At 40.9% G+C, this 16,912-nt stretch carries 23 protein-coding genes; 6 read left to right on the top strand and 17 right to left on the bottom strand.

Annotation, left to right across the window (positions count from 1 at the left end; translation table 11 throughout):
* Position 1 precedes the first annotated feature (1 nt).
* The 13 genes from AM608_RS09280 to AM608_RS09230 form a co-directional block, all read right to left on the bottom strand.
* On the bottom strand, positions 2 to 226 hold the full coding sequence (locus tag AM608_RS09280) for a hypothetical protein (protein WP_053581547.1): 225 nt from the start codon (positions 224 to 226) through the stop codon (positions 2 to 4).
* A gap of 135 nt (positions 227 to 361) precedes the next feature.
* A complete protein-coding gene (locus AM608_RS09275) occupies positions 362 to 1,060 on the bottom strand; it encodes a DUF3164 family protein (protein ID WP_053581546.1) in 699 nt (232 codons plus the stop codon).
* A 19-nt stretch (positions 1,061 to 1,079) separates the two neighbouring features.
* On the bottom strand, positions 1,080 to 1,367 hold the full coding sequence (locus AM608_RS09270; RefSeq protein WP_053581545.1) for a hypothetical protein: 288 nt from the start codon (positions 1,365 to 1,367) through the stop codon (positions 1,080 to 1,082).
* Positions 1,368 to 1,369: 2 nt separating this feature from the next.
* Positions 1,370 to 1,561: a hypothetical protein gene (locus AM608_RS09265; protein WP_053581544.1), complete on the bottom strand. Its 192-nt coding sequence runs from the start codon at positions 1,559 to 1,561 to the stop codon at positions 1,370 to 1,372.
* Positions 1,558 to 1,941: a hypothetical protein gene (locus tag AM608_RS09260; RefSeq protein ID WP_053581543.1), complete on the bottom strand. Its 384-nt coding sequence runs from the start codon at positions 1,939 to 1,941 to the stop codon at positions 1,558 to 1,560. The genes AM608_RS09265 and AM608_RS09260 overlap by 4 nt, the downstream gene beginning before the upstream one ends.
* A gap of 12 nt (positions 1,942 to 1,953) precedes the next feature.
* Positions 1,954 to 2,583, bottom strand: coding sequence for a hypothetical protein (locus AM608_RS09255; RefSeq protein WP_053581542.1), 630 nt, complete (start codon positions 2,581 to 2,583; stop codon positions 1,954 to 1,956).
* Positions 2,584 to 2,606: 23 nt separating this feature from the next.
* Entirely contained in the window at positions 2,607 to 3,467 is an 861-nt protein-coding gene (locus AM608_RS09250) for an AAA family ATPase (protein WP_053581541.1), read from the bottom strand.
* A gap of 25 nt (positions 3,468 to 3,492) precedes the next feature.
* A complete protein-coding gene (locus AM608_RS09245) occupies positions 3,493 to 5,544 on the bottom strand; it encodes a hypothetical protein (RefSeq protein ID WP_053581540.1) in 2,052 nt (683 codons plus the stop codon).
* Positions 5,545 to 5,658: 114 nt separating this feature from the next.
* Positions 5,659 to 5,793, bottom strand: a complete 135-nt coding sequence (locus AM608_RS12735; protein WP_256379109.1) for a hypothetical protein — start codon at positions 5,791 to 5,793, stop codon at positions 5,659 to 5,661.
* A gap of 23 nt (positions 5,794 to 5,816) precedes the next feature.
* Positions 5,817 to 5,948, bottom strand: a complete 132-nt coding sequence (locus AM608_RS12730) for a hypothetical protein (protein WP_009412681.1) — start codon at positions 5,946 to 5,948, stop codon at positions 5,817 to 5,819.
* Between the two features lie 5 nt (positions 5,949 to 5,953).
* On the bottom strand, positions 5,954 to 6,142 hold the full coding sequence (locus tag AM608_RS09240; RefSeq protein ID WP_053581539.1) for a hypothetical protein: 189 nt from the start codon (positions 6,140 to 6,142) through the stop codon (positions 5,954 to 5,956).
* Entirely contained in the window at positions 6,132 to 6,761 is a 630-nt protein-coding gene (locus AM608_RS09235; protein ID WP_053581538.1) for an antA/AntB antirepressor family protein, read from the bottom strand. Before AM608_RS09235 ends, AM608_RS09240 begins: the two co-directional genes overlap by 11 nt.
* Positions 6,762 to 6,764: 3 nt before the next feature.
* Positions 6,765 to 6,965 carry a hypothetical protein gene (locus tag AM608_RS09230; RefSeq protein WP_053581537.1) on the bottom strand — a complete coding sequence of 67 codons (201 nt, stop codon included), beginning with the start codon at positions 6,963 to 6,965 and terminating at the stop codon, positions 6,765 to 6,767.
* Positions 6,966 to 6,981: 16 nt separating this feature from the next.
* On the opposite strand from AM608_RS09230, the gene AM608_RS09225 reads away from it, so the two are divergent.
* The 6 genes from AM608_RS09225 to ccsA all read left to right on the top strand — a co-directional run bounded on the left by AM608_RS09225 (position 6,982) and on the right by ccsA (position 12,647).
* A complete protein-coding gene (locus AM608_RS09225; RefSeq protein ID WP_053581536.1) occupies positions 6,982 to 7,779 on the top strand; it encodes a S24 family peptidase in 798 nt (265 codons plus the stop codon).
* A 137-nt stretch (positions 7,780 to 7,916) separates the two neighbouring features.
* Positions 7,917 to 8,087, top strand: coding sequence for a hypothetical protein (locus AM608_RS11820; RefSeq protein ID WP_157466297.1), 171 nt, complete (start codon positions 7,917 to 7,919; stop codon positions 8,085 to 8,087).
* A 311-nt stretch (positions 8,088 to 8,398) separates the two neighbouring features.
* Positions 8,399 to 9,016 carry a cytochrome c nitrite reductase small subunit gene (nrfH, locus tag AM608_RS09220; RefSeq protein ID WP_053581535.1) on the top strand — a complete coding sequence of 206 codons (618 nt, stop codon included), beginning with the start codon at positions 8,399 to 8,401 and terminating at the stop codon, positions 9,014 to 9,016.
* 26 nt (positions 9,017 to 9,042) lie between these two features.
* The gene (gene nrfA, locus AM608_RS09215) at positions 9,043 to 10,509 is read left to right on the top strand and encodes an ammonia-forming cytochrome c nitrite reductase (protein ID WP_053581534.1); all 1,467 of its coding nucleotides are present in this window, start codon (positions 9,043 to 9,045) and stop codon (positions 10,507 to 10,509) included.
* Positions 10,510 to 10,591: 82 nt separating this feature from the next.
* A complete protein-coding gene (locus AM608_RS09210; protein WP_053581533.1) occupies positions 10,592 to 11,806 on the top strand; it encodes a cytochrome c biogenesis protein ResB in 1,215 nt (404 codons plus the stop codon).
* A gap of 46 nt (positions 11,807 to 11,852) precedes the next feature.
* Positions 11,853 to 12,647, top strand: a complete 795-nt coding sequence (ccsA, locus tag AM608_RS09205) for a cytochrome c biogenesis protein CcsA (protein WP_053581532.1) — start codon at positions 11,853 to 11,855, stop codon at positions 12,645 to 12,647.
* A gap of 484 nt (positions 12,648 to 13,131) precedes the next feature.
* Here the strand turns inward: ccsA and AM608_RS09200 are convergent, their stop codons facing one another.
* From AM608_RS09200 to AM608_RS09185, 4 genes are all read right to left on the bottom strand, one after another.
* Positions 13,132 to 13,530: a transposase gene (locus tag AM608_RS09200; RefSeq protein WP_053581015.1), complete on the bottom strand. Its 399-nt coding sequence runs from the start codon at positions 13,528 to 13,530 to the stop codon at positions 13,132 to 13,134.
* The gene (locus tag AM608_RS09195; protein WP_053581016.1) at positions 13,517 to 14,164 is read right to left on the bottom strand and encodes a hypothetical protein; all 648 of its coding nucleotides are present in this window, start codon (positions 14,162 to 14,164) and stop codon (positions 13,517 to 13,519) included. Before AM608_RS09195 ends, AM608_RS09200 begins: the two co-directional genes overlap by 14 nt.
* Positions 14,165 to 14,789: 625 nt before the next feature.
* Positions 14,790 to 16,217 (bottom strand): NupC/NupG family nucleoside CNT transporter, encoded by a 1,428-nt coding sequence (locus AM608_RS09190; protein ID WP_002675080.1) that lies wholly within the window; start codon positions 16,215 to 16,217, stop codon positions 14,790 to 14,792.
* 12 nt (positions 16,218 to 16,229) lie between these two features.
* Complete coding sequence (locus AM608_RS09185) at positions 16,230 to 16,838, bottom strand: bifunctional nuclease family protein (RefSeq protein ID WP_015782363.1); 609 nt, start codon at positions 16,836 to 16,838, stop codon at positions 16,230 to 16,232.
* Between the last annotated feature and the right edge of the window lie 74 nt (positions 16,839 to 16,912).

The following is a 16,912-nucleotide window of genomic DNA, read 5'->3' as shown; positions in this document are numbered from 1 at the left end:
GTTAGTCAATTTCTACTTCGTATGCCCAATCCATAGCATCATTTTCTCTTATGTTGTAAGCAAGCCAATCAAACGCTTCTGGATACTTGCTACTTTCACAATCTTCAACAGAAAATCCAAAGTCTGCCATTTTATCTAATTGTTTAAATACTTCATCGGAGACTTCTACATCTTCTAAACCTACGGTGTAGGTTACTTTTACAGTTAAATCTTTAATCTTTTTCATTTTAAATGGTGTTTAAACGTTGTTTAAAAATAGCTCCTCGCCTTAGCGGATCTCCTATGGGCGTCCCCTTAGTACTAGCGACCGGACTAAGGGCGGAGGAGCCTCTTTTAGCTACCGAGATAACTAAAAGTGTGGTTATGCGGTGGCTTTCTCTTCGTACTTCTCGTGTACAGGAAAGAGTTTTTTAATATCGGTACCAGGGGGGAAGTCTACCGACGAGAGCGATAAAGGTATGTTACACTTTTTGCCTTGCTCGTCAATCGTGTTAGCTTCGATATAGAATGCCGAACGCTGTGGACGATAGGCTTGGGCTATGATGGTTACAGCATCGGTGAAGGCGGGGCTGTTGAACTCTTTGGCGACACGGGTGAGTTCGAGTACGCGGGAGGCTTTGAGATTTCCTTTTGCATCCTTTTTTAATAGGCGGTTAATAACTGACACGAGCTTGGCACTGTCATCGTCTTTGGCGAGGGAGGCTATAAAGTGACCTACTTTCTCTATACCGGCATTTACCGTGTCGTCCCAGTTGTCGATAACGCGGAATCCGTAAGTAATGGTGTTACCGTGCTCATCAGTGAAGGTGTGGCTCTGTTGGTCTCCTTTAACATCATAAACTTCGTTTTTAGTATCTAACAAAATTTTTAGGGCTTCAAAGGTGTGGAGCTTTACTTCTGCGATTTGCTCTGAATAGTTCTGTAACTTGCCAATGATTTGTGGAATTGCCTCATTGACGAGGGCTTTGTATGCCTCGCGGTTTTCGTTTTGTGCTTGTTCACGGCGTTGTAGTTCTGCTTTGAGTTCGTCGGCTGTGAGGTGTGTTAAATCTACTGTCATAATTGATAATTGTTATTTGTTAATATCCTGTTACTTTTACTTTATATAGCGGGTGCTTGCTTAGCGGTTGCCATTCGGCGTTGTCATCTTCCCATAGGAGTTCGCGGGTAAAAGCGTCGTATCGAAATGCAGGAGGTTGCCACTGATTGTAAGCACACCAGTCCTGTAACTTCTGCACTAAGGTAGGCACTTTGTCGGTTTTACCTGCGCGGTATTGGCAGGTTTGTAGCCGTTGCTCGAAGGTAAGCACCTGTAAAAAGGTGTCAAGAGCAAGGGCTTCGGTGTATGCTAAAAATCTGCTTTTCATCGTTATTTTGTTATTAGTTTGCCGTATTTTTTGAGGTCTGCCCACCATCGCACGCTATCACCGCTAATACCTTGCGGGAGGTATCGCACGGGACGCTTTTGTTTTTTGGCGGTTTTAAGTAGTTCTTTGGCTTGCTCTCTGAGCTTGCGTTGTATATACTCGTAGTCGCTTATTTCGTTAGGCTCTATTCTCATATTGTGTTCGGTTTATCTTCGGTGCGAGCCACACGGGCGGTTATTTTTTTAAGCAATATACTGGGATAGTATTGCAGGATATTCTCAGCGTAGATGGTGATGAGCAGGAGGACATCCTCAGCGTTAAAGAGGGTAATGTCATTGCTATAGTGTCGCTGTATTGTTTGCTCAACGAGGTCGTACCATTGGTCATCGTACCAGTTCATTAGTGTGTCGTGGCTGATGAGAGGTTTTAAATGCAATGCTTTGCCTTGTTGTATAAGGTGGACACACCAATCTATATAGAACTCATAGCGTAGGTTCTCGTACTGCAAATAGGTGATCCCTAATTGGTGGGCAAGGGCGTGGCGATAGGTGATTTGCTGGGCTATTGTATTCATAGGTGTTTTTTGTTAATTATCTACATCACCCCAATATTCGGCGGCTTTTTTGGGGTATATTACAAAGGGTCGTCCGCCTCCGTTAAGTCTTCCTTCGGCAAAGGCTTTGTAGCCTTCTACGCGTATTTTCATATCTACATCGTAACGGGCAAAGTCGGCGAGCTCGCCTTTGGGTTCTTTGCCATTGGCTTGGCTAATGAGTATAAGTGCTTTGTTGCGTTCTTTCATTAGTCGTTTGAGTTTTTTGTAATCTTCTTTATCTACACGCAGGTACTGTACGGAGTCTATGATTAGGAAATCGGGGGACTTGTGTTTGCTCATTCGCTCGATGAGTTCGGGTAGGGGTTCGTTGTCTAATAGTAGGAACTTGCCCTCTACACCGTCCATATAGTTGCGCTCCATATTCATTTGTACGGTGTGCGATACGCCTTCCTCTAAGGAGTTGTAGGCTACTTTGCCAAACTGGGTAAGATAGCGCGCCCATTGCATTGCTAAGGACGATTTGCCGCTGGAGGAGCCTCCCCATACGATGGCAGAGAAAGCTCGGTCGGGACAGCCTACAAAGTCTTTCCATTGTCCGTCAAAGGATAGGAGTTTGAACTTTTTGTTGAGTATCTGCTTGGGGGTGTATGCTTGTGCCATTTTTAGGTGTCAGTTGTTAAATATTAGTCGTTAGTGGCTTCGAGGTGGGCGAGTTTGAGGGCGTGTACTTTGCGCTTTACACGGCGAAGGTCGCCCTCGCAATCTGTCCATACAGCTTTTATATCGGTTTTTGTGGTGATGCCATTGGCGGTGCATATTTGTATGCAGTCGGCTTGGGTAATGGCATTTACCTCTATGAAGTTGCGCCCTATACGGCTGTATATTTCTTTATAGCCTTTTTTGTTGAGTTTGAGCCCTCGTTTGATACGTTTTTCGAGGAAATCAGTAGCGCACATTACAATACCGCAATGCTCTTCTAAGAGGTTGTAAAGGGTGATAAAGAAGTATAATACTTGGTCATTTACTTTGTCGAACTCGTCTAATAGAATTACTGGGTTTTCAGTAGATTTTAGCACGCGCACGGCTTCGTTTACCATTTCGTTTACAGTGAGCCCGCTGCTGTCGCGTCCCATTGCTGAAAGGAGTTCGCTCATAAAAGCTTTTTTATTCCAAAACTCGTTGCACTGTACCATATAGGCGTTGGGGTTTTCTTTTTCGTAAAGCTGCATTGTTTTGGTTTTGCCACTACCTGCAGGAGCGATGATAGCATATACTTGGCTATGCTCTTGAGCATCGCTGATAAGGGCGGTGAGGGTTTGGTAAGCAGCTGTTTCTACACACACCCAGTCTTCTTTGGCGAATATTTGGGCTTTGATGAGTCGCCACATTTTATCGGCTATACTGTCCCAATTGCCTTTAAGTACTTGGGTAATAGTAGCGCCTGATACGCCTTTGAGGGCATTGGCGGCTTTGTTTTGGTTGCCTTTGCGGTTGCAAAAATCGTTGAGGGCTTGGGCGATTTGTTGTTTTTCTTGTGTGTTCATTTTATCAATGTTTATTTATTAATAATTATAGTATATTGCTGATGGTTATGGGGGTGCTTTCGAGGGCTTCCCATTGCTCATCGTCCCAAATGGTATTAGAAAGGGCTTTTTGGTAGCTGCCAAAGGTATCGGCAGTGGTGAGTTTTCTGTTTTTTCTACGGCTTTCTACTCCTTTGACGGCAGGGAGGCTTAAGCCTTGTTGGTGAGCACTCATACCGAATTTTTCTAACAACTCTTCGGTAGTGTCGCGACGGCTGATGCGTTTCTCATCGGTGAGGCTTTGTACTTGTTTGAAGTAGGCAGCTTCAAAGTCGTCTTGCTCTTGTATATTGCGGTGTACTTCTTTCTTAATTTCGGCACCTGTTACCATTTTTAGCCCTAATGGGGTATCTTCATAAAGATATATAAGGTCTACATTGTCGGGGTCAAACTTCACTACGAATTTTTTGCCTATATTCTTTTCTAACCAATCTACATCGGGCAAGCCGTCTGAACGGTAGACCATATAGCTGTATTTTTGTTTCTTTTCGGTGAAGCTAATACCCGAAGCATCGCAAGTGATAGGCTCTTTGCGGGTAACCCAAAATAGGGAAATCATATCCCACATTTCTACTTTTTTAGTATCGGGGTTATAGCTTTCGTAGTACATTTGTATGCGTGGTTTGCCTGTTTTGGGGTGGGGGGCTTCGTTCCACTCACGCCTGCGTTGCAAGTAACGTTCTTTTACCTCATCAAGTGTGGGGAGGCTTTTTTGGTTGGCAAGTATGTACTCCATATTGGCTTTACTCTCGTCTTTTTTGGTAGTGATATTCATACCCGAAAAGAACCAATCACGCTTTAGGTACTGACTTTGCAACCTACCGAATACACTCTCAATAGTTTTTGACTTACCATTGTAAGGCTTAGTGGCAGTTTGTACCTGTGCTATCTTAGTAAGGAAGTCGCCAGAGGTGAGTTTCTTATGTCCGCCTTGGTTATCGTGCGCTATTTGGTAAGGGCGATAGCCTGCCGTTTGCACTGCCATTTTGTAGGCGTTGTATTGGGCTATATAGTCTTCCTTAGGACCTATGTAATACCCTAAAAGTACTTCGCTGTAGGCGTCTATTACTTCATATACTTGGCAGGTAGCCATTTTGCCGTTTTCGTCTAAATAATAGTAGTTGAGTTTTGTACCATCGCTGTACCAAAGGCTGTCGCGCATTGTAGGCAGTTTGGTTTTGTGTTGGAAGCCGTACTTTTCTTTGTAGGCGAGCTCTCCGTAACGATGTCCCCACCATAGGGGCTGTATTTCCTCATCATATAGGTAGTTATAGAACGTTTTTTCGTCCTTAATGAGTTTCCACCCTTCGCCGGTAGCTTTATCGTTATACTCGGCGTGTAATTGTGTGAGACTGGCGCATTTATTTACTTGGTTGCACCAGCGGGCGAGTGTCCATTCGGCAGCTACTCCTGTGAGTTTAGCGGCGGTTTTATTGAGGTAGCCGCTGTGTATAAGCCCTTCGTAGCCTGCTACAGGGTAGCGTTTAGAGGTTTTTACGCCTTTGAAAGCAAGGACTTTGGCTTTGAGGTCTCGCGAGTTAGTGGGGAGTTTGTGTTTATAGGTATGGCGGGGGAGTTGTGCTACTACGCTTGCCATATTGTCCCACACTTGTTTATTACCAAACTTTTTGCGTACTACTACGTTGGTAGCAATGAAGTAGCAGGCAGAGAGTATCATAGCGTTGTGCGTGTACTCTTTTTGTCTGTCCTCAGGGATAGGGGTTTGTTCGCCCTCATCACCTTCAACGGTATAGGTAGCAAAGAAGTTCTCGGCATAGTAGTCGGGGGTGATGTAGTCTTCAAAGAGGATGTGCTTGGTGCGCTCGTAGGGGTCGCATTGTGAGGTTATCTTATCTTTGAAGCGTTCGGGCAGTGAATTGAATACTACCCAAGCGGTACGCCCGTTACCTCCCGTATTGAGCTTTTTGAGGTTTTTACGTTTGGCGAGTTGCTTATAATTGCTTTCGCTCATTATTTGCCCCTCTCCATATAACCACGAAGCTGATACACATAGTATGTTATTGATATATTCAAACATAGTTTTGTTTTTTTGCCTTGTTCCCCAGTGCAGTTGCGAACTGCGCTTAGCTTGCTGTCGGTCACACCAACCACTGGGGAGATAAAAAATAAATTATGAGAAACGTGTACTTTGTTATTCGCGGTACTTCACGTGTTTGTGGTACTCTATTTTTTCTCTTTTTACGACAATACCTAAGAAGGTAGTGCGTATCTCTCTGCCGATGATAAGGAAGTCATCATTGATGAGGTAAATGGTTTTTACTTTCATTTTAAATAGGGGTTAAAAGGTTTTTAAATGTTTGAAAGTTGGCGAGCCGCTTCCCGCTTCAAAAGTTCTTTAACGATAGGGCGAACCTCTTTAAGTTCCTCCGCGATAACTTCTCGTATCAATGGTGCGAGAAGTTTTTTTAATAACTTTTTCATAGTGTTTAAACGTTTTCTAAATGCTCTATAAAATAGATATAAATTCCTCCATCTCCGAAGTCTACATCTACACGAGTTTCCTGTCCTACGTTGTAGACTTTAAGGACTATACCGACTCCTTCTTTCATTACCCAGCCAAATTCATCTGGAATTTCTCTTACTTTGTCTCCTACTTTCATAGTGTTATGCTTCATAAAGTTTTAATTCTAATTGTACTACTTGTGGCAGTCCTTGGACCTTGGTAAGCTGCTGATAACCGTTGCGCAGTTGCAAAAGAGCCTCAAAAAACTCACGATTGATGTACCACTTACCTTGGGCAGTGCGGTAGAAGTGCTGGGGGTATTTGCGAATACGGCGATGATAAGAACCGCTATTGACAGAGTAGCCGTGTAATAGAAGGCTTTCAATGTATGGTAAAGCTTCCTTGCCGTAAACATTGAGAGAGGGGGGCATTTTGATGATAGATTGCTGGGCTATCTTTTCCATTTCAATGAAGTAACGGCGTATTTTCCTGCCCCATTCATTGCGTTCTACCATTGCCAGCTCTTTTGCCATATTGACTGTGAGGTGATAGTCTATTGTAGGACGTCCTTTTTCTATTTTTCGCCCATTTTGGCGTAAATTCTGATTTTCAGTATTTCTGTACTGATTATCTTCTACAAAAAAGTCTTCATTTGCAATAAAACCATACTCCTGAATGCGCCCTTTTATCCAATTGGAAAAGTCTCGGCGAGTTTGAAGCTTTCGGTGAAGCTCACGGGCATCTACTAATTGAATGCCTTTCTGTTCGATGATTGTGATTAATTTGTCCATAGCTTAATCATTTGAGTTTGTTTTTACATCTACTTGTACATCGTCAGCTTCTTGTTGTAGTAATTCTTTAGCACGCTGACGGATAGTTTGCTGTACATCGGAGTTATATACATACTTAAGAGCTGTTTCTACCGTTTGAGTAGTTACTCCTATCTCCTTTGCAATTTGTTTCTTTAATTCGTGAACAATTCTTATTTTTTTCATACATTTGTCCCGTTAAATGTTGTTATTAATTTTCGGGGACAAAATTATAGACAATTGTTTAAACTTGCAAATTATTTTTAAACTTTTTTCTAATTATTTTATGAAGGCAATAAATAGAGTTATTCAATATATTGATAGTAAGGGTGTTAGTAATAGTTCCTTTGAAAAAAGGTGTGGTCTCTCTAACGGCTATTTAGGTACTCAATTAAAGCGAAATGCTGATTTAGGAGAAGGAATTCTTAATAAAATTTTAGACAATTGTTTAGATTTAGGTCCCGAATGGTTACTTACGGGTAGAGGCGATATGCTAAAACCTGAGCACGAAAATCAATCTAGTGAGATTACTATCGTCAAAGGCAATCGCAGAACCAGTGACGCTATGATAGAATCACAGGAAATACCTTTGTATGACTTAGATGCTACGGCAGGGCTATCAGCTTTTTTTAAAGGAGACAAAAAAGCCAGTATAATAGACACTATAAAGATACCTAATGCTCCAAGATGTGATGGTGCATTTGGTGTAGTGGGTGATAGTATGGTACCTTTGTTAAGGTCTGGAGATACTATTCTTTATAAAGAAGTACCCCTTAATATAGATTATATTATGTTTGGCGAGATGTATGTACTAAGCTATGATTTAGGAGATTGGGAGGAGGTGATAGCGGTTAAGTATATACATAAAAGTAAAAAAGGAAAGAACTATATAAAATTGGTTAGTGAGAACCCCAATCACGCCGATAAAGATATTCCCTTTGCTTCTATCAGAGCATTAGCGTTGGTGAAAGTAACTATTAGGTTTAATACTCCATACTAATAGTGTTGTATATAGGGGAGAAAAGGCACTTTTTAAGAGCTAATACTATAAACACTCTGTAAATCATAGGTTTATATATAAAATACCCTTATTATTATGGTAATACCCCCCGCACAATATGCCAAAAAGTGCAAAAAATGGCTTTATATAGGTATTATACCCCCGCCTTAATACTACACAAAAAGGGGCTAAATGTAACCCCAACTGTAACCCCAACTGTAACCCCAACGCCCAAAAGTACCTTTTTGAGCGTGGAGGTAGCAGGGTACCTTTTGGGGGTGTTTTCTACCCCTATGGAGGTGGCTTAGCGGTAGCTATAAAGCACAAAAAAACGCCCAAAAAGGGCGTATTTGTTGGGGTTTTGGGGCTTTTTTTGGGGTATTACTTACACCGTTGGTATATAATGTTTATGTTTGTACAATAAAAGGTATAACATTGGGGCATTTTATGCATATAAATGTAGCGTTTTGTACATTTTGTTTTACCCGCCTTTTTGGGCTTTTTTATGGTAACTAATTGTATTTTAGGGCTTTTTTAGGCTTTTTTTATTGTAGTAGTTTGTACATTTCATATTACCCCTTATACAACGAAAAGCAACGAAAAAAATATTTTTTATATAATGGCGACAACAGATAACAACACCCCATCTACTAAAAAAGGACGATGGTTTCGTTTCTTAATTCCCTCGTTAGTAGGGATACTGATAGGGCTTTGCGGGTATATTTTTTATATATCGAAAGCGCACACCTATCTGTCCGACGACCCCAAGGCGTGTGTGAACTGCCATATTATGGAGCCTGAGTACGCTACGTGGATGCACTCTTCGCACGGTCGCAATACTGTGTGTAACGATTGTCACGTGCCTCACGACAACGTTTTTCGCAAATATTATTTTAAAGCGAACGACGGTCTGCGCCACGCCACGATGTTCACTTTCCGATTGGAACCTCAAGTGATTAAAATGCACTCTCCAGGGCAAAAGGTGGTACAAGAAAACTGTATCCGCTGCCATAGTACTTTGGTAAGTGAAGTACAAGCAGGCAAGGTGACTGCTGAAATGGCACACGCTGATAATGGCAAATTGTGCTGGGATTGCCACCGCGAAGTACCTCACAGTCGTGTGAGAGGGCTTAATGCTGCTCCTCATTCGCCTGTGCCTATTGTGGACAATATGCCGAGCAACACTCCCGATTGGCTTGACAAAATGGTGAAAAACAGAGAAAAATCAAATAATTAAAAAAACGAAATATAATTTATACAGCGATGAAAAAGAAACATTGGTTAATTGCAGGTTTATTAGCAATAGTTACCTTCTTATTAGGTCTATTGGCTAATTCGATAATGAACAGATCAACAGAAGCTCAGTTAATAGCTAGAGGTGGTAATAACCTTAAAGAAGGTGAATGCCGCAATGAGCTTTACGAACCGTTCTATCCTCGTGAATACGCTTCGTGGGCAGCTACTGCCGACACTACTTTCCGTTCTAGGTATATGAGTAGTCAAGATGATGATTTGCTCGCTTTGCGCCCCGAAATGGTAATCCTTTGGGCAGGGTATGCATTCTCTAAGGAATACAACGCTCCACGCGGACATATGCACGCTATTGAAGACGTTACTAAAATCCTCCGTACTGGTGCCCCTACTGATTCAACTCACTCTCCTCAACCAGGTACTTGCTGGACTTGTAAAAGCCCTGATGTGCCTCGCCTAATCAAAGAAGTAGGTGCTGAAACTTATTACAGCGCTCCTTGGGATCAATGGGGTAGCCAAATCGTAAATCCTATCGGTTGCGCTACTTGCCACGATACTAAAACTATGAAATTGCAAGTAAGTCAATTGGCTTTACAAGAAGCCTTCAAACGTCAAGGTCGCGATATCAATAAAGCTACTCATCAAGAGATGCGTTCTCTTGTGTGTGCGCAATGCCACGTAGAGTACTACTTCAAAGGTGATAAAAAATATCTTACTTTCCCTTGGGATAAAGGTATGACTGTTGAAAAGATGGAAGAGTACTACGATGCAGAAGGTTGGACTGACTATGTACACCCACTTAGCCGTACTCCTATCCTCAAAGCACAACACCCCGACTATGAACTTTCTCAACTCGGTATTCACGGACAACGCGGCGTTTCTTGTGCCGATTGCCATATGCCTTACAAAACCGATGGTGCTGTGAAATTCACCGATCACCAAATTAGCAGTCCATTGCGTAACGTATCAGCAAGCTGCCAAACTTGTCACCGCCAAAGTGAAGAAGAATTGGTGAAAAACGTATACGATCGCCAAGATGCTGTATATGGTATGCGTATGAAACTCGAAAAACAATTAGCAAAAGTACACTTTAAAGCTAAATTCTTGTGGGATAACGGTGCTACTGAAGAACAAATGAAACCTACTTTGGCACTTATCCGCAAATCACAATGGCGTTGGGATATGGTACACTCTTCACACGGTGCCGCTTTCCACGCTCCTATCGAATCTGAACGCCTCCTTAGCGATGGTCTTATCTATGCTTATCAAGCTGAAAATAATTTAGATGTGCTTAAAGAAAAACTAAACATCAAAACAGCTTTCGTGATGCCTGATATCAGCACTAAAGCTAAAGCTCAGAAAGAAATCGGTCTAGATATCCCTAAAGAAGAAGCTGCTAAGAAAAGATTCTTAGAAACTATCGTTCCTAAATGGATTAAAGAAGCTAAAGAAAAAGGACGCTTAGTAACCCAAAAGTAATTTACGAATTACGAATGACAAATGACGAGTAGGGGCGAATGTAATTCGCCCCTATTTCTTACCTCTTATCTCTTACCTAACTATGAAACAATATCCTTTCGCTATTTTAGTAGCGTGTATTTCGCTGATGATAGGGTTTGTGTTACAACTTACCTTAGGAAGTATCAGCAAAAGTTGGTTTAGCTTTCCTTACAATGTAATAGGAGGCTTTGCCTTTGTGGTACTCACTACAGCTGTATATTTTATTTTTAGAAAAACAAATTTTATCGTGCGCTTTTCATCAGCGCCTTTTGCTATTGTTACGGTCGTAACCCTTGGGGTACTCACCATTGGTTTGGGGAGCATCAACGTAAATCCTCAAGAGGTAGCTCATAGCTTTGTGGGCAAATTGGGCTTAGACGACCTTACCAAAACTTGGTACTTTGGTATTATCTTCGTATTGGCACTGATGAATCTTTGGTTTTCTATCCTCAAACGCTCGATGGTCTACCAACGCAAAAACATACCTTTCCTCCTCAATCACTTTGGCTTATGGCTTACAATGTTCGCTGGCGTATTAGGACAGGGAGATATTATACGTCTGAAAATGAACCTCTATAAGGATAAACTCGAATGGCGCGCTACTACTGAAGATAATCAAATGGTAGAACTTCCCATTGCAATGGAACTCAAAGAGTTCAGTATTGATATTTATCCTAACAAACTATTTGTGATTGATAGTACAGGTTCAGCACTACCTCACGAAAAACCTCAAGGCTTTATGCTGGAGAAAGAAGGTGACTATGCAACCCTGCTGAACTGGAAAATCACCCTTCTCCAATATCTTGAAAAAGCTATTCCCGATACCGATAGTACCTACATCAATCACACGATGTGGGGTGCGACCAATGCGGCTAAGGTAACCGTAGAAGACCTTCGTACTCACAAAAAGAAAACCGATTGGATTTCTGCAGGTAACTTCCAATTCTCACCTCGTGCCATTCATTTAGACGATGAGCATACCTTGGTAATGGCTCCTGCCGAAGCACGTAAATTCCAATCTGAGGTATTAGTATATCAAAAAGGAAAACAAGAAGTTTTAGAAGAAAAAATAGAGGTGAATCACCCTATCAGTGTAGGTGGTTGGCGTATTTACCAATTGAGTTATGACGAGCGTATGGGACGTTGGTCAGAACTTAGTGTGGTAGAACTCATTTCCGACCCTTGGTTACCTGTCGTTTATGTAGGAATTTTCTTACTACTTGCTGGCGGTATTGCCCTACTCTTTGAAGTAAAAACTAAAACAGCTAACAAGTAACAGCTAACGCTGTTGTTAATTATTAATTGTCAATTGTTAATTAAAAATGTGGCATTATTTTAATCTTATAACATATATCACAGTAGCTTTGTGGCTACTTTCAGGTACGCTTATCTACAGCAAGAGCAAAGCGCTTAGAGGAGTGAGTATTGTAGCTCACTTGGTAGCTACCTTAACCATAGGAGGTTTTATTGTTGCCTTATGGCAAAATTTAGACCGTCCGCCATTGCGCACACTTGCCGAAACGCGTATTTGGTATGCCTTTTTTATGGGACTCATAGGCTGTGCTATCTATTGGCTCTATCGCCAAAAGTGGATGCTTAGCTATTCAGCAGTAATGGGTATTGTATTTATAGTGCTTACCTACACTCACCCCGATACGATGAACAAAGCCCTGATGCCTGCCTTACAGAGCGTGTGGTTCATTCCACACGTAATCGTGTATATCTTTGCTTATGCGATGTTGGGTATGGCTTCACTTACTGCTTTCTATGGTATTTATCGCTATAAAAAAGGAAAAGAAGTACAATCAATCTTTACTGTCATCGACCAACTCGTAAAAATAGGCTATGTATTTCTCACCTTTGGATTGCTTTTTGGAGCTCTTTGGGCAAAAGAAGCGTGGGGACACTATTGGACGTGGGACCCTAAAGAAACTTGGGCGTTTATCACTTGGCTCGGCTATTTGGTATATCTCCACCACAAGTACAATCACAAAGAAAAGAAACCCTTTCAGAGTTTTATCATTGTAGGGCTCGCATTCATACTGTTACTCATCTGCTGGTTTGGCGTTAACTACTTGCCAACGGCACAAATGAGTGTTCATACCTATTCAGGATAAATAATAAAAAAAGCTGTTAAGCGGGGGACTTAACAGCTTTTTTTACTTGTTGTGCTACGATTTTTGCCGAAAGTTATAACTGCCCGTGTAGCTTACACCTTCCCATTGGCTAATTCTCTAATTTCTCAACCCGCCTATCCTCTTTCCGTCAAAACCCTAGTGCCTATGCCCTAAGGCCTATCACCTCTTCCTCTTTCTTTCGCCTCGAAACCCCCGTTTTTAACATTTTTAGCACTGTTATATCGCGTTATAAGTCAATTACTTATATATCCTTTCTATACCAATCGTCCAAGATTCGTATAAGCTTCCTATAAGCTCTCTATAAGCTACCCCACCCTTGTCATAGCCTTTTTTTACCAAAACCCCTCTCAACTCTCTTCCGAACTTTTCTGTTTCCTTCTGAATACTCCTAACAGTCACCAACACATCGCTTTTTCATCTCAAACTTTGGCAAAGTTTCAAACTAAGGTTGTAAGGAACATTTTTAACTATCTGAATAAGAATACATTTTTGAAGGATCTCCTCCGCAATGGATTACAATTTCTTTAATTATTTCATCTTGTAAACCATAACAAAATCGCCTTTTAGGGATTTTATAGCCTTTCAATCCTTCTTCTTTTATGTATGTCAATAGTAATATTGATGCTATTAATATCACATACATCATTACTTGTATGCCATTGAGATTTCTTGAAAAGAAATGTTTAAAGTTAAGCTTTTGCTTTATAAAACGAAAATACTGCTCTATCTTCCAACGATTTCTATAAATTCCGGCTATTTGCTCATCACTAAAATCATCGGTTAAGTTACTTAAAAACAGTATCTTCTCTTCTTTAATTTCTCCTCTCTTCTCATCCTTCTTTAGCAGTCTACCCTCTATCAAATCTGTCTTTCATTCCTCTGTCGAACACTGCTATATCTTCCTTATTAGCAGTATGTTCCTTGAGAATATCACCAAGTGCTAAATCTTCACTTATCATTTCTTGCTGGTGATGAATTTTACACTTGAATGGTAAGTTTGAAAATCCTATGGTGAATTTTAAGCTTAGCTTTCCTTGCTCATCTTTTTTATTCTTCTGTCCATTTTGCATTCCTAAATGGAGTAGTTTGGATGAGATACTCACTATTGTAGAATCATAACTACTTATTTTAGAAGTAATTCCTTCTTCTAAAAAAGGTGCATACTTCTTTACGCAATAAGCAAAAAGTCTTTCAAAGAAAACTACATTTATTTTAGCAATCCTTTCTGCAATGCTACTGTGTGATATGACTTTAGTAAGTGATATCTTAGCAATCATTTTAAAGAAATTCGTGATATAAAAGTTTTCAAAGGTTCTTAGACTAGCTCTATCATCTGTCAAAGTACCGAAAATTAGTAACTTAAATATTTCTATTCCTTTAAGTTTTTTGCTATATTTATCGACTCCTGTTTCTTTTACAAGAAATTCTAACTCTTTATCTTCTATCTTAGAAAAGATATTTGAAATTCTTTTTCTATTCTTTATTATAGTGGTCATAACTTTTTTTTTGCAAAGATAATACTTACACAGTATTCCTACAAAAAAACATAGTTAAAAATCAGTACTTTATAAATCTTCCTTACAGTTTTGGTTTCAAATCTTTGGCAAAGTGTGTGCCACTAAAAGTGACACATCGGAGCTATCGGAAGGAAACGGAGAAGAACGGAAGAGGGCTGAGAAGAATTTTGATGAAAAAAGGCTATGAGAAGGGTGGGGGTAGCTTATAGAGAGCTTATAGGAAGCTTATACGAATCTTGGACGATTGGTATAGGAAGAGTATATAAGTAGTTGATTCATAATATGATACAGCGAGTATAAAAATGGTAAAAATGGGGTTTCGAGGCGAAAGAAAGAGGAAGAGGTGATAGGCCTTAGGCCATAGGCACTAGGGGGGAAGTGTGACAGAAAAGAGATTTAGTAAATTAGAAAATTTGGAAATTAGAGATTAGCAGATTAGGTGTGAGACAGACGAGCGGGTACGAACTACACAGGGGATTGTAGCAAAATAGGCAATAAAAAACTTTGCCAAAGTTGTAGAACGATAGGTAGGTGTTCAGAACCTTTGACAAAGTGTTATGGTATAAAAAGCAATTTTAAGCTTGTGTTATTTAGAAAAGTGTGGTTACCCGATAATCATTCCGGCGATAGTTGCGGATAACAGAGAGGCTAAAGTACCCCCGAGAACGGCTTTTAAGCCGAATTGAGAGAGGGTTTTGCGTTGGTTGGGGGCTAAGGCTCCTATGCCTCCTATTTGAATGCCTATGGAGGCGAAATTGGCAAAACCACAAAGCATATAGGTTGCCATAATGATAGATTTGTTATACATTAGGTGAGGAGCACTCGTCATATCCTTTAGGGTGGCTAACTGAGTGTAAGCCACAAATTCTGAGGAGGAGAGCTTAATACCAAGTAATTGTCCCATCAGCATAACGTCTTCTTTGGCAATACCAGCGAGCCACATAACGGGTGAGAAAACGGTACCTAAAATCATTTCTAAAGAGAGTCCGTTATAAGGAGTATTGCTGGCTATGATATTGTTGAGATGTGTTTGATAACCCACCCAATTAAAGAAATAATTAATCATTGCGATAAAAGCCACAAATACTAAAAGCATAGCCGCTACATTGGCAGCAAGTTTAAGTCCTTCGGTAGTACCATTGGCGATAGCGTCGAGCACATTAGAACCTACATTCTCCATAGAGACGTGCGAATCGTTGGAGAATTGCTCGGTTTGAGGGCATAGCATCTTGGAAACTACGATAGCACCGGGGGCTGCCATTACGGAAGCTGCTAAGAGGTGTCGGGCGAAAAGCAAGCGCATTTGGGGGTCGTCGCCACCGAGGTATTGGATATAAGCAGCCATAACGCCTCCTGCTACGGTAGCCATTCCGCCTATCATCACAAGGAGGATTTCGGAGCGAGTCATTTTGGCTAAATAGGCTTTAATCATCAGAGGGGCTTCGGTTTGTCCTAAGAAGATGTTACCTGTAACCGAAAGACTTTCGGCGCCTGAGATATTCAGCAGTTTAGACAATGCCCACGCCATACCACGCACTATTACCTGAATAACACCTAAATAGAACAATAGGGAGGTGAGTGCAGAAAAGAAGATGATGGTGGGGAGCACTTGGAAAGCGAAGATATAACCTATACTATTGGTATCGACTAAGTTACCGAGGAGAAACTGACTGCCTGCTCTTGTGAAATCTAATATGAGCACAAAGATACTACCGGCAAAATCGAAGGCGTCTTGTATAAAGCCTACTTTTAGAATACCTATTGCAATGGAGAGTTGTAGGGCTAAGCCTATGCCAATAGTCTTCCAATTAATAGCGCGCCTATTGCTACTGAAAAGATAGGCGATAAACAGGAGGGTAATCATACCTACCACACCACGAGTAAAACTTTCGAGAGAGAAACCTTCGCTAGCGACAGCCTTCATTACTTGTGTAGTGGCGGTTTGTGTAGTAGGAGATTGTGTAGCGTCTTGGGCGACACTTATGAGTGGTAAAAGGAAGCTAAGACTTCCGATGGTTATGTTTTTTTTCATTGGTATATAGTTTTAAAAAGTACTATCGCGTTTAGAGATTTCATCTCTGATAAGCGCTGCCATTTCGTAATCTTCATTTTCGATACAGTCATTTAGCATTGTTTTTAGTTCGGGTAAGGCGTATTTAGTATATCTGTTTCGGCTGCTGTCTTCCTCATCAACATTGTCTAACGAAGGGCTTATGGTATTGGAGGGCTCATCGTTGAGCAAAGGGATATAAATGCCGGCTCTTTGAATGATATCTCGATAGGTGTAGATGGGTGCGTTGCAACGCAAGGCAATGGCGATGGCATCGCTGGTACGAGCTTCGATGGTGTATTCTTGACCATTTTGTATACAGAGGATATTGGAGTAGAAAATGCCTTCTTCTAATTTGTAAATCACGACTCTTTTTATTTGTATACTGAAAGTATCGGCGAATATCTTGAAGAGGTCGTGTGTAAGAGGTCGAGGAGGTACAAGACTCTTCTCTAATTCCAAGGCAATAGATTGTGCTTCAAAGGTACCAATGACGATGGGTAGCTTTAAATCGGTCTCGACCTCGTGCATTATAAGCACAAAGGCATCGTTCTGCGATTGATTGTATGATATCCTTTTTATGAAAAGACGCACTAAATCCATTGGAAGGTTACTAACATAAAATACAAATTAGGGGGTAAAGTTATAACAATTATTTTAACTACAAAAGATTTTTA

Origin of the sequence: Capnocytophaga sp. oral taxon 323 (genome assembly GCF_001278825.1) — a bacterium.
Classification (GTDB): domain Bacteria; phylum Bacteroidota; class Bacteroidia; order Flavobacteriales; family Flavobacteriaceae; genus Capnocytophaga; species Capnocytophaga ochracea.
Note: the sequence above shows the minus strand (reverse complement) of the source record. Positions and strands in the feature narration are given on the sequence as shown.

What these genes read in the sequence shown, in the direction of transcription:
- AM608_RS09280 (WP_053581547.1), bottom strand. Translation starts at nt 226, where the DNA reads ATGAAAAAGATTAAAGATTTAACTGTAAAAGTAACCTACACCGTAGGT.
- AM608_RS09275 (WP_053581546.1), bottom strand. Translation starts at nt 1,060, where the DNA reads ATGACAGTAGATTTAACACACCTCACAGCCGACGAACTCAAAGCAGAA.
- AM608_RS09270 (WP_053581545.1), bottom strand. Translation starts at nt 1,367, where the DNA reads ATGAAAAGCAGATTTTTAGCATACACCGAAGCCCTTGCTCTTGACACC.
- AM608_RS09265 (WP_053581544.1), bottom strand. Translation starts at nt 1,561, where the DNA reads ATGAGAATAGAGCCTAACGAAATAAGCGACTACGAGTATATACAACGC.
- AM608_RS09260 (WP_053581543.1), bottom strand. Translation starts at nt 1,941, where the DNA reads ATGAATACAATAGCCCAGCAAATCACCTATCGCCACGCCCTTGCCCAC.
- AM608_RS09255 (WP_053581542.1), bottom strand. Translation starts at nt 2,583, where the DNA reads ATGGCACAAGCATACACCCCCAAGCAGATACTCAACAAAAAGTTCAAA.
- AM608_RS09250 (WP_053581541.1), bottom strand. Translation starts at nt 3,467, where the DNA reads ATGAACACACAAGAAAAACAACAAATCGCCCAAGCCCTCAACGATTTT.
- AM608_RS09245 (WP_053581540.1), bottom strand. Translation starts at nt 5,544, where the DNA reads ATGTTTGAATATATCAATAACATACTATGTGTATCAGCTTCGTGGTTA.
- AM608_RS12735 (WP_256379109.1), bottom strand. Translation starts at nt 5,793, where the DNA reads ATGAAAGTAAAAACCATTTACCTCATCAATGATGACTTCCTTATCATC.
- AM608_RS12730 (WP_009412681.1), bottom strand. Translation starts at nt 5,948, where the DNA reads ATGAAAAAGTTATTAAAAAAACTTCTCGCACCATTGATACGAGAAGTT.
- AM608_RS09240 (WP_053581539.1), bottom strand. Translation starts at nt 6,142, where the DNA reads ATGAAGCATAACACTATGAAAGTAGGAGACAAAGTAAGAGAAATTCCA.
- AM608_RS09235 (WP_053581538.1), bottom strand. Translation starts at nt 6,761, where the DNA reads ATGGACAAATTAATCACAATCATCGAACAGAAAGGCATTCAATTAGTA.
- AM608_RS09230 (WP_053581537.1), bottom strand. Translation starts at nt 6,965, where the DNA reads ATGAAAAAAATAAGAATTGTTCACGAATTAAAGAAACAAATTGCAAAG.
- AM608_RS09225 (WP_053581536.1), top strand. Translation starts at nt 6,982, where the DNA reads ATGTTGTTATTAATTTTCGGGGACAAAATTATAGACAATTGTTTAAAC.
- AM608_RS11820 (WP_157466297.1), top strand. Translation starts at nt 7,917, where the DNA reads ATGGCTTTATATAGGTATTATACCCCCGCCTTAATACTACACAAAAAG.
- nrfH (WP_053581535.1), top strand. Translation starts at nt 8,399, where the DNA reads ATGGCGACAACAGATAACAACACCCCATCTACTAAAAAAGGACGATGG.
- nrfA (WP_053581534.1), top strand. Translation starts at nt 9,043, where the DNA reads ATGAAAAAGAAACATTGGTTAATTGCAGGTTTATTAGCAATAGTTACC.
- AM608_RS09210 (WP_053581533.1), top strand. Translation starts at nt 10,592, where the DNA reads ATGAAACAATATCCTTTCGCTATTTTAGTAGCGTGTATTTCGCTGATG.
- ccsA (WP_053581532.1), top strand. Translation starts at nt 11,853, where the DNA reads ATGTGGCATTATTTTAATCTTATAACATATATCACAGTAGCTTTGTGG.
- AM608_RS09195 (WP_053581016.1), bottom strand. Translation starts at nt 14,164, where the DNA reads ATGACCACTATAATAAAGAATAGAAAAAGAATTTCAAATATCTTTTCT.
- AM608_RS09190 (WP_002675080.1), bottom strand. Translation starts at nt 16,217, where the DNA reads ATGAAAAAAAACATAACCATCGGAAGTCTTAGCTTCCTTTTACCACTC.
- AM608_RS09185 (WP_015782363.1), bottom strand. Translation starts at nt 16,838, where the DNA reads ATGGATTTAGTGCGTCTTTTCATAAAAAGGATATCATACAATCAATCG.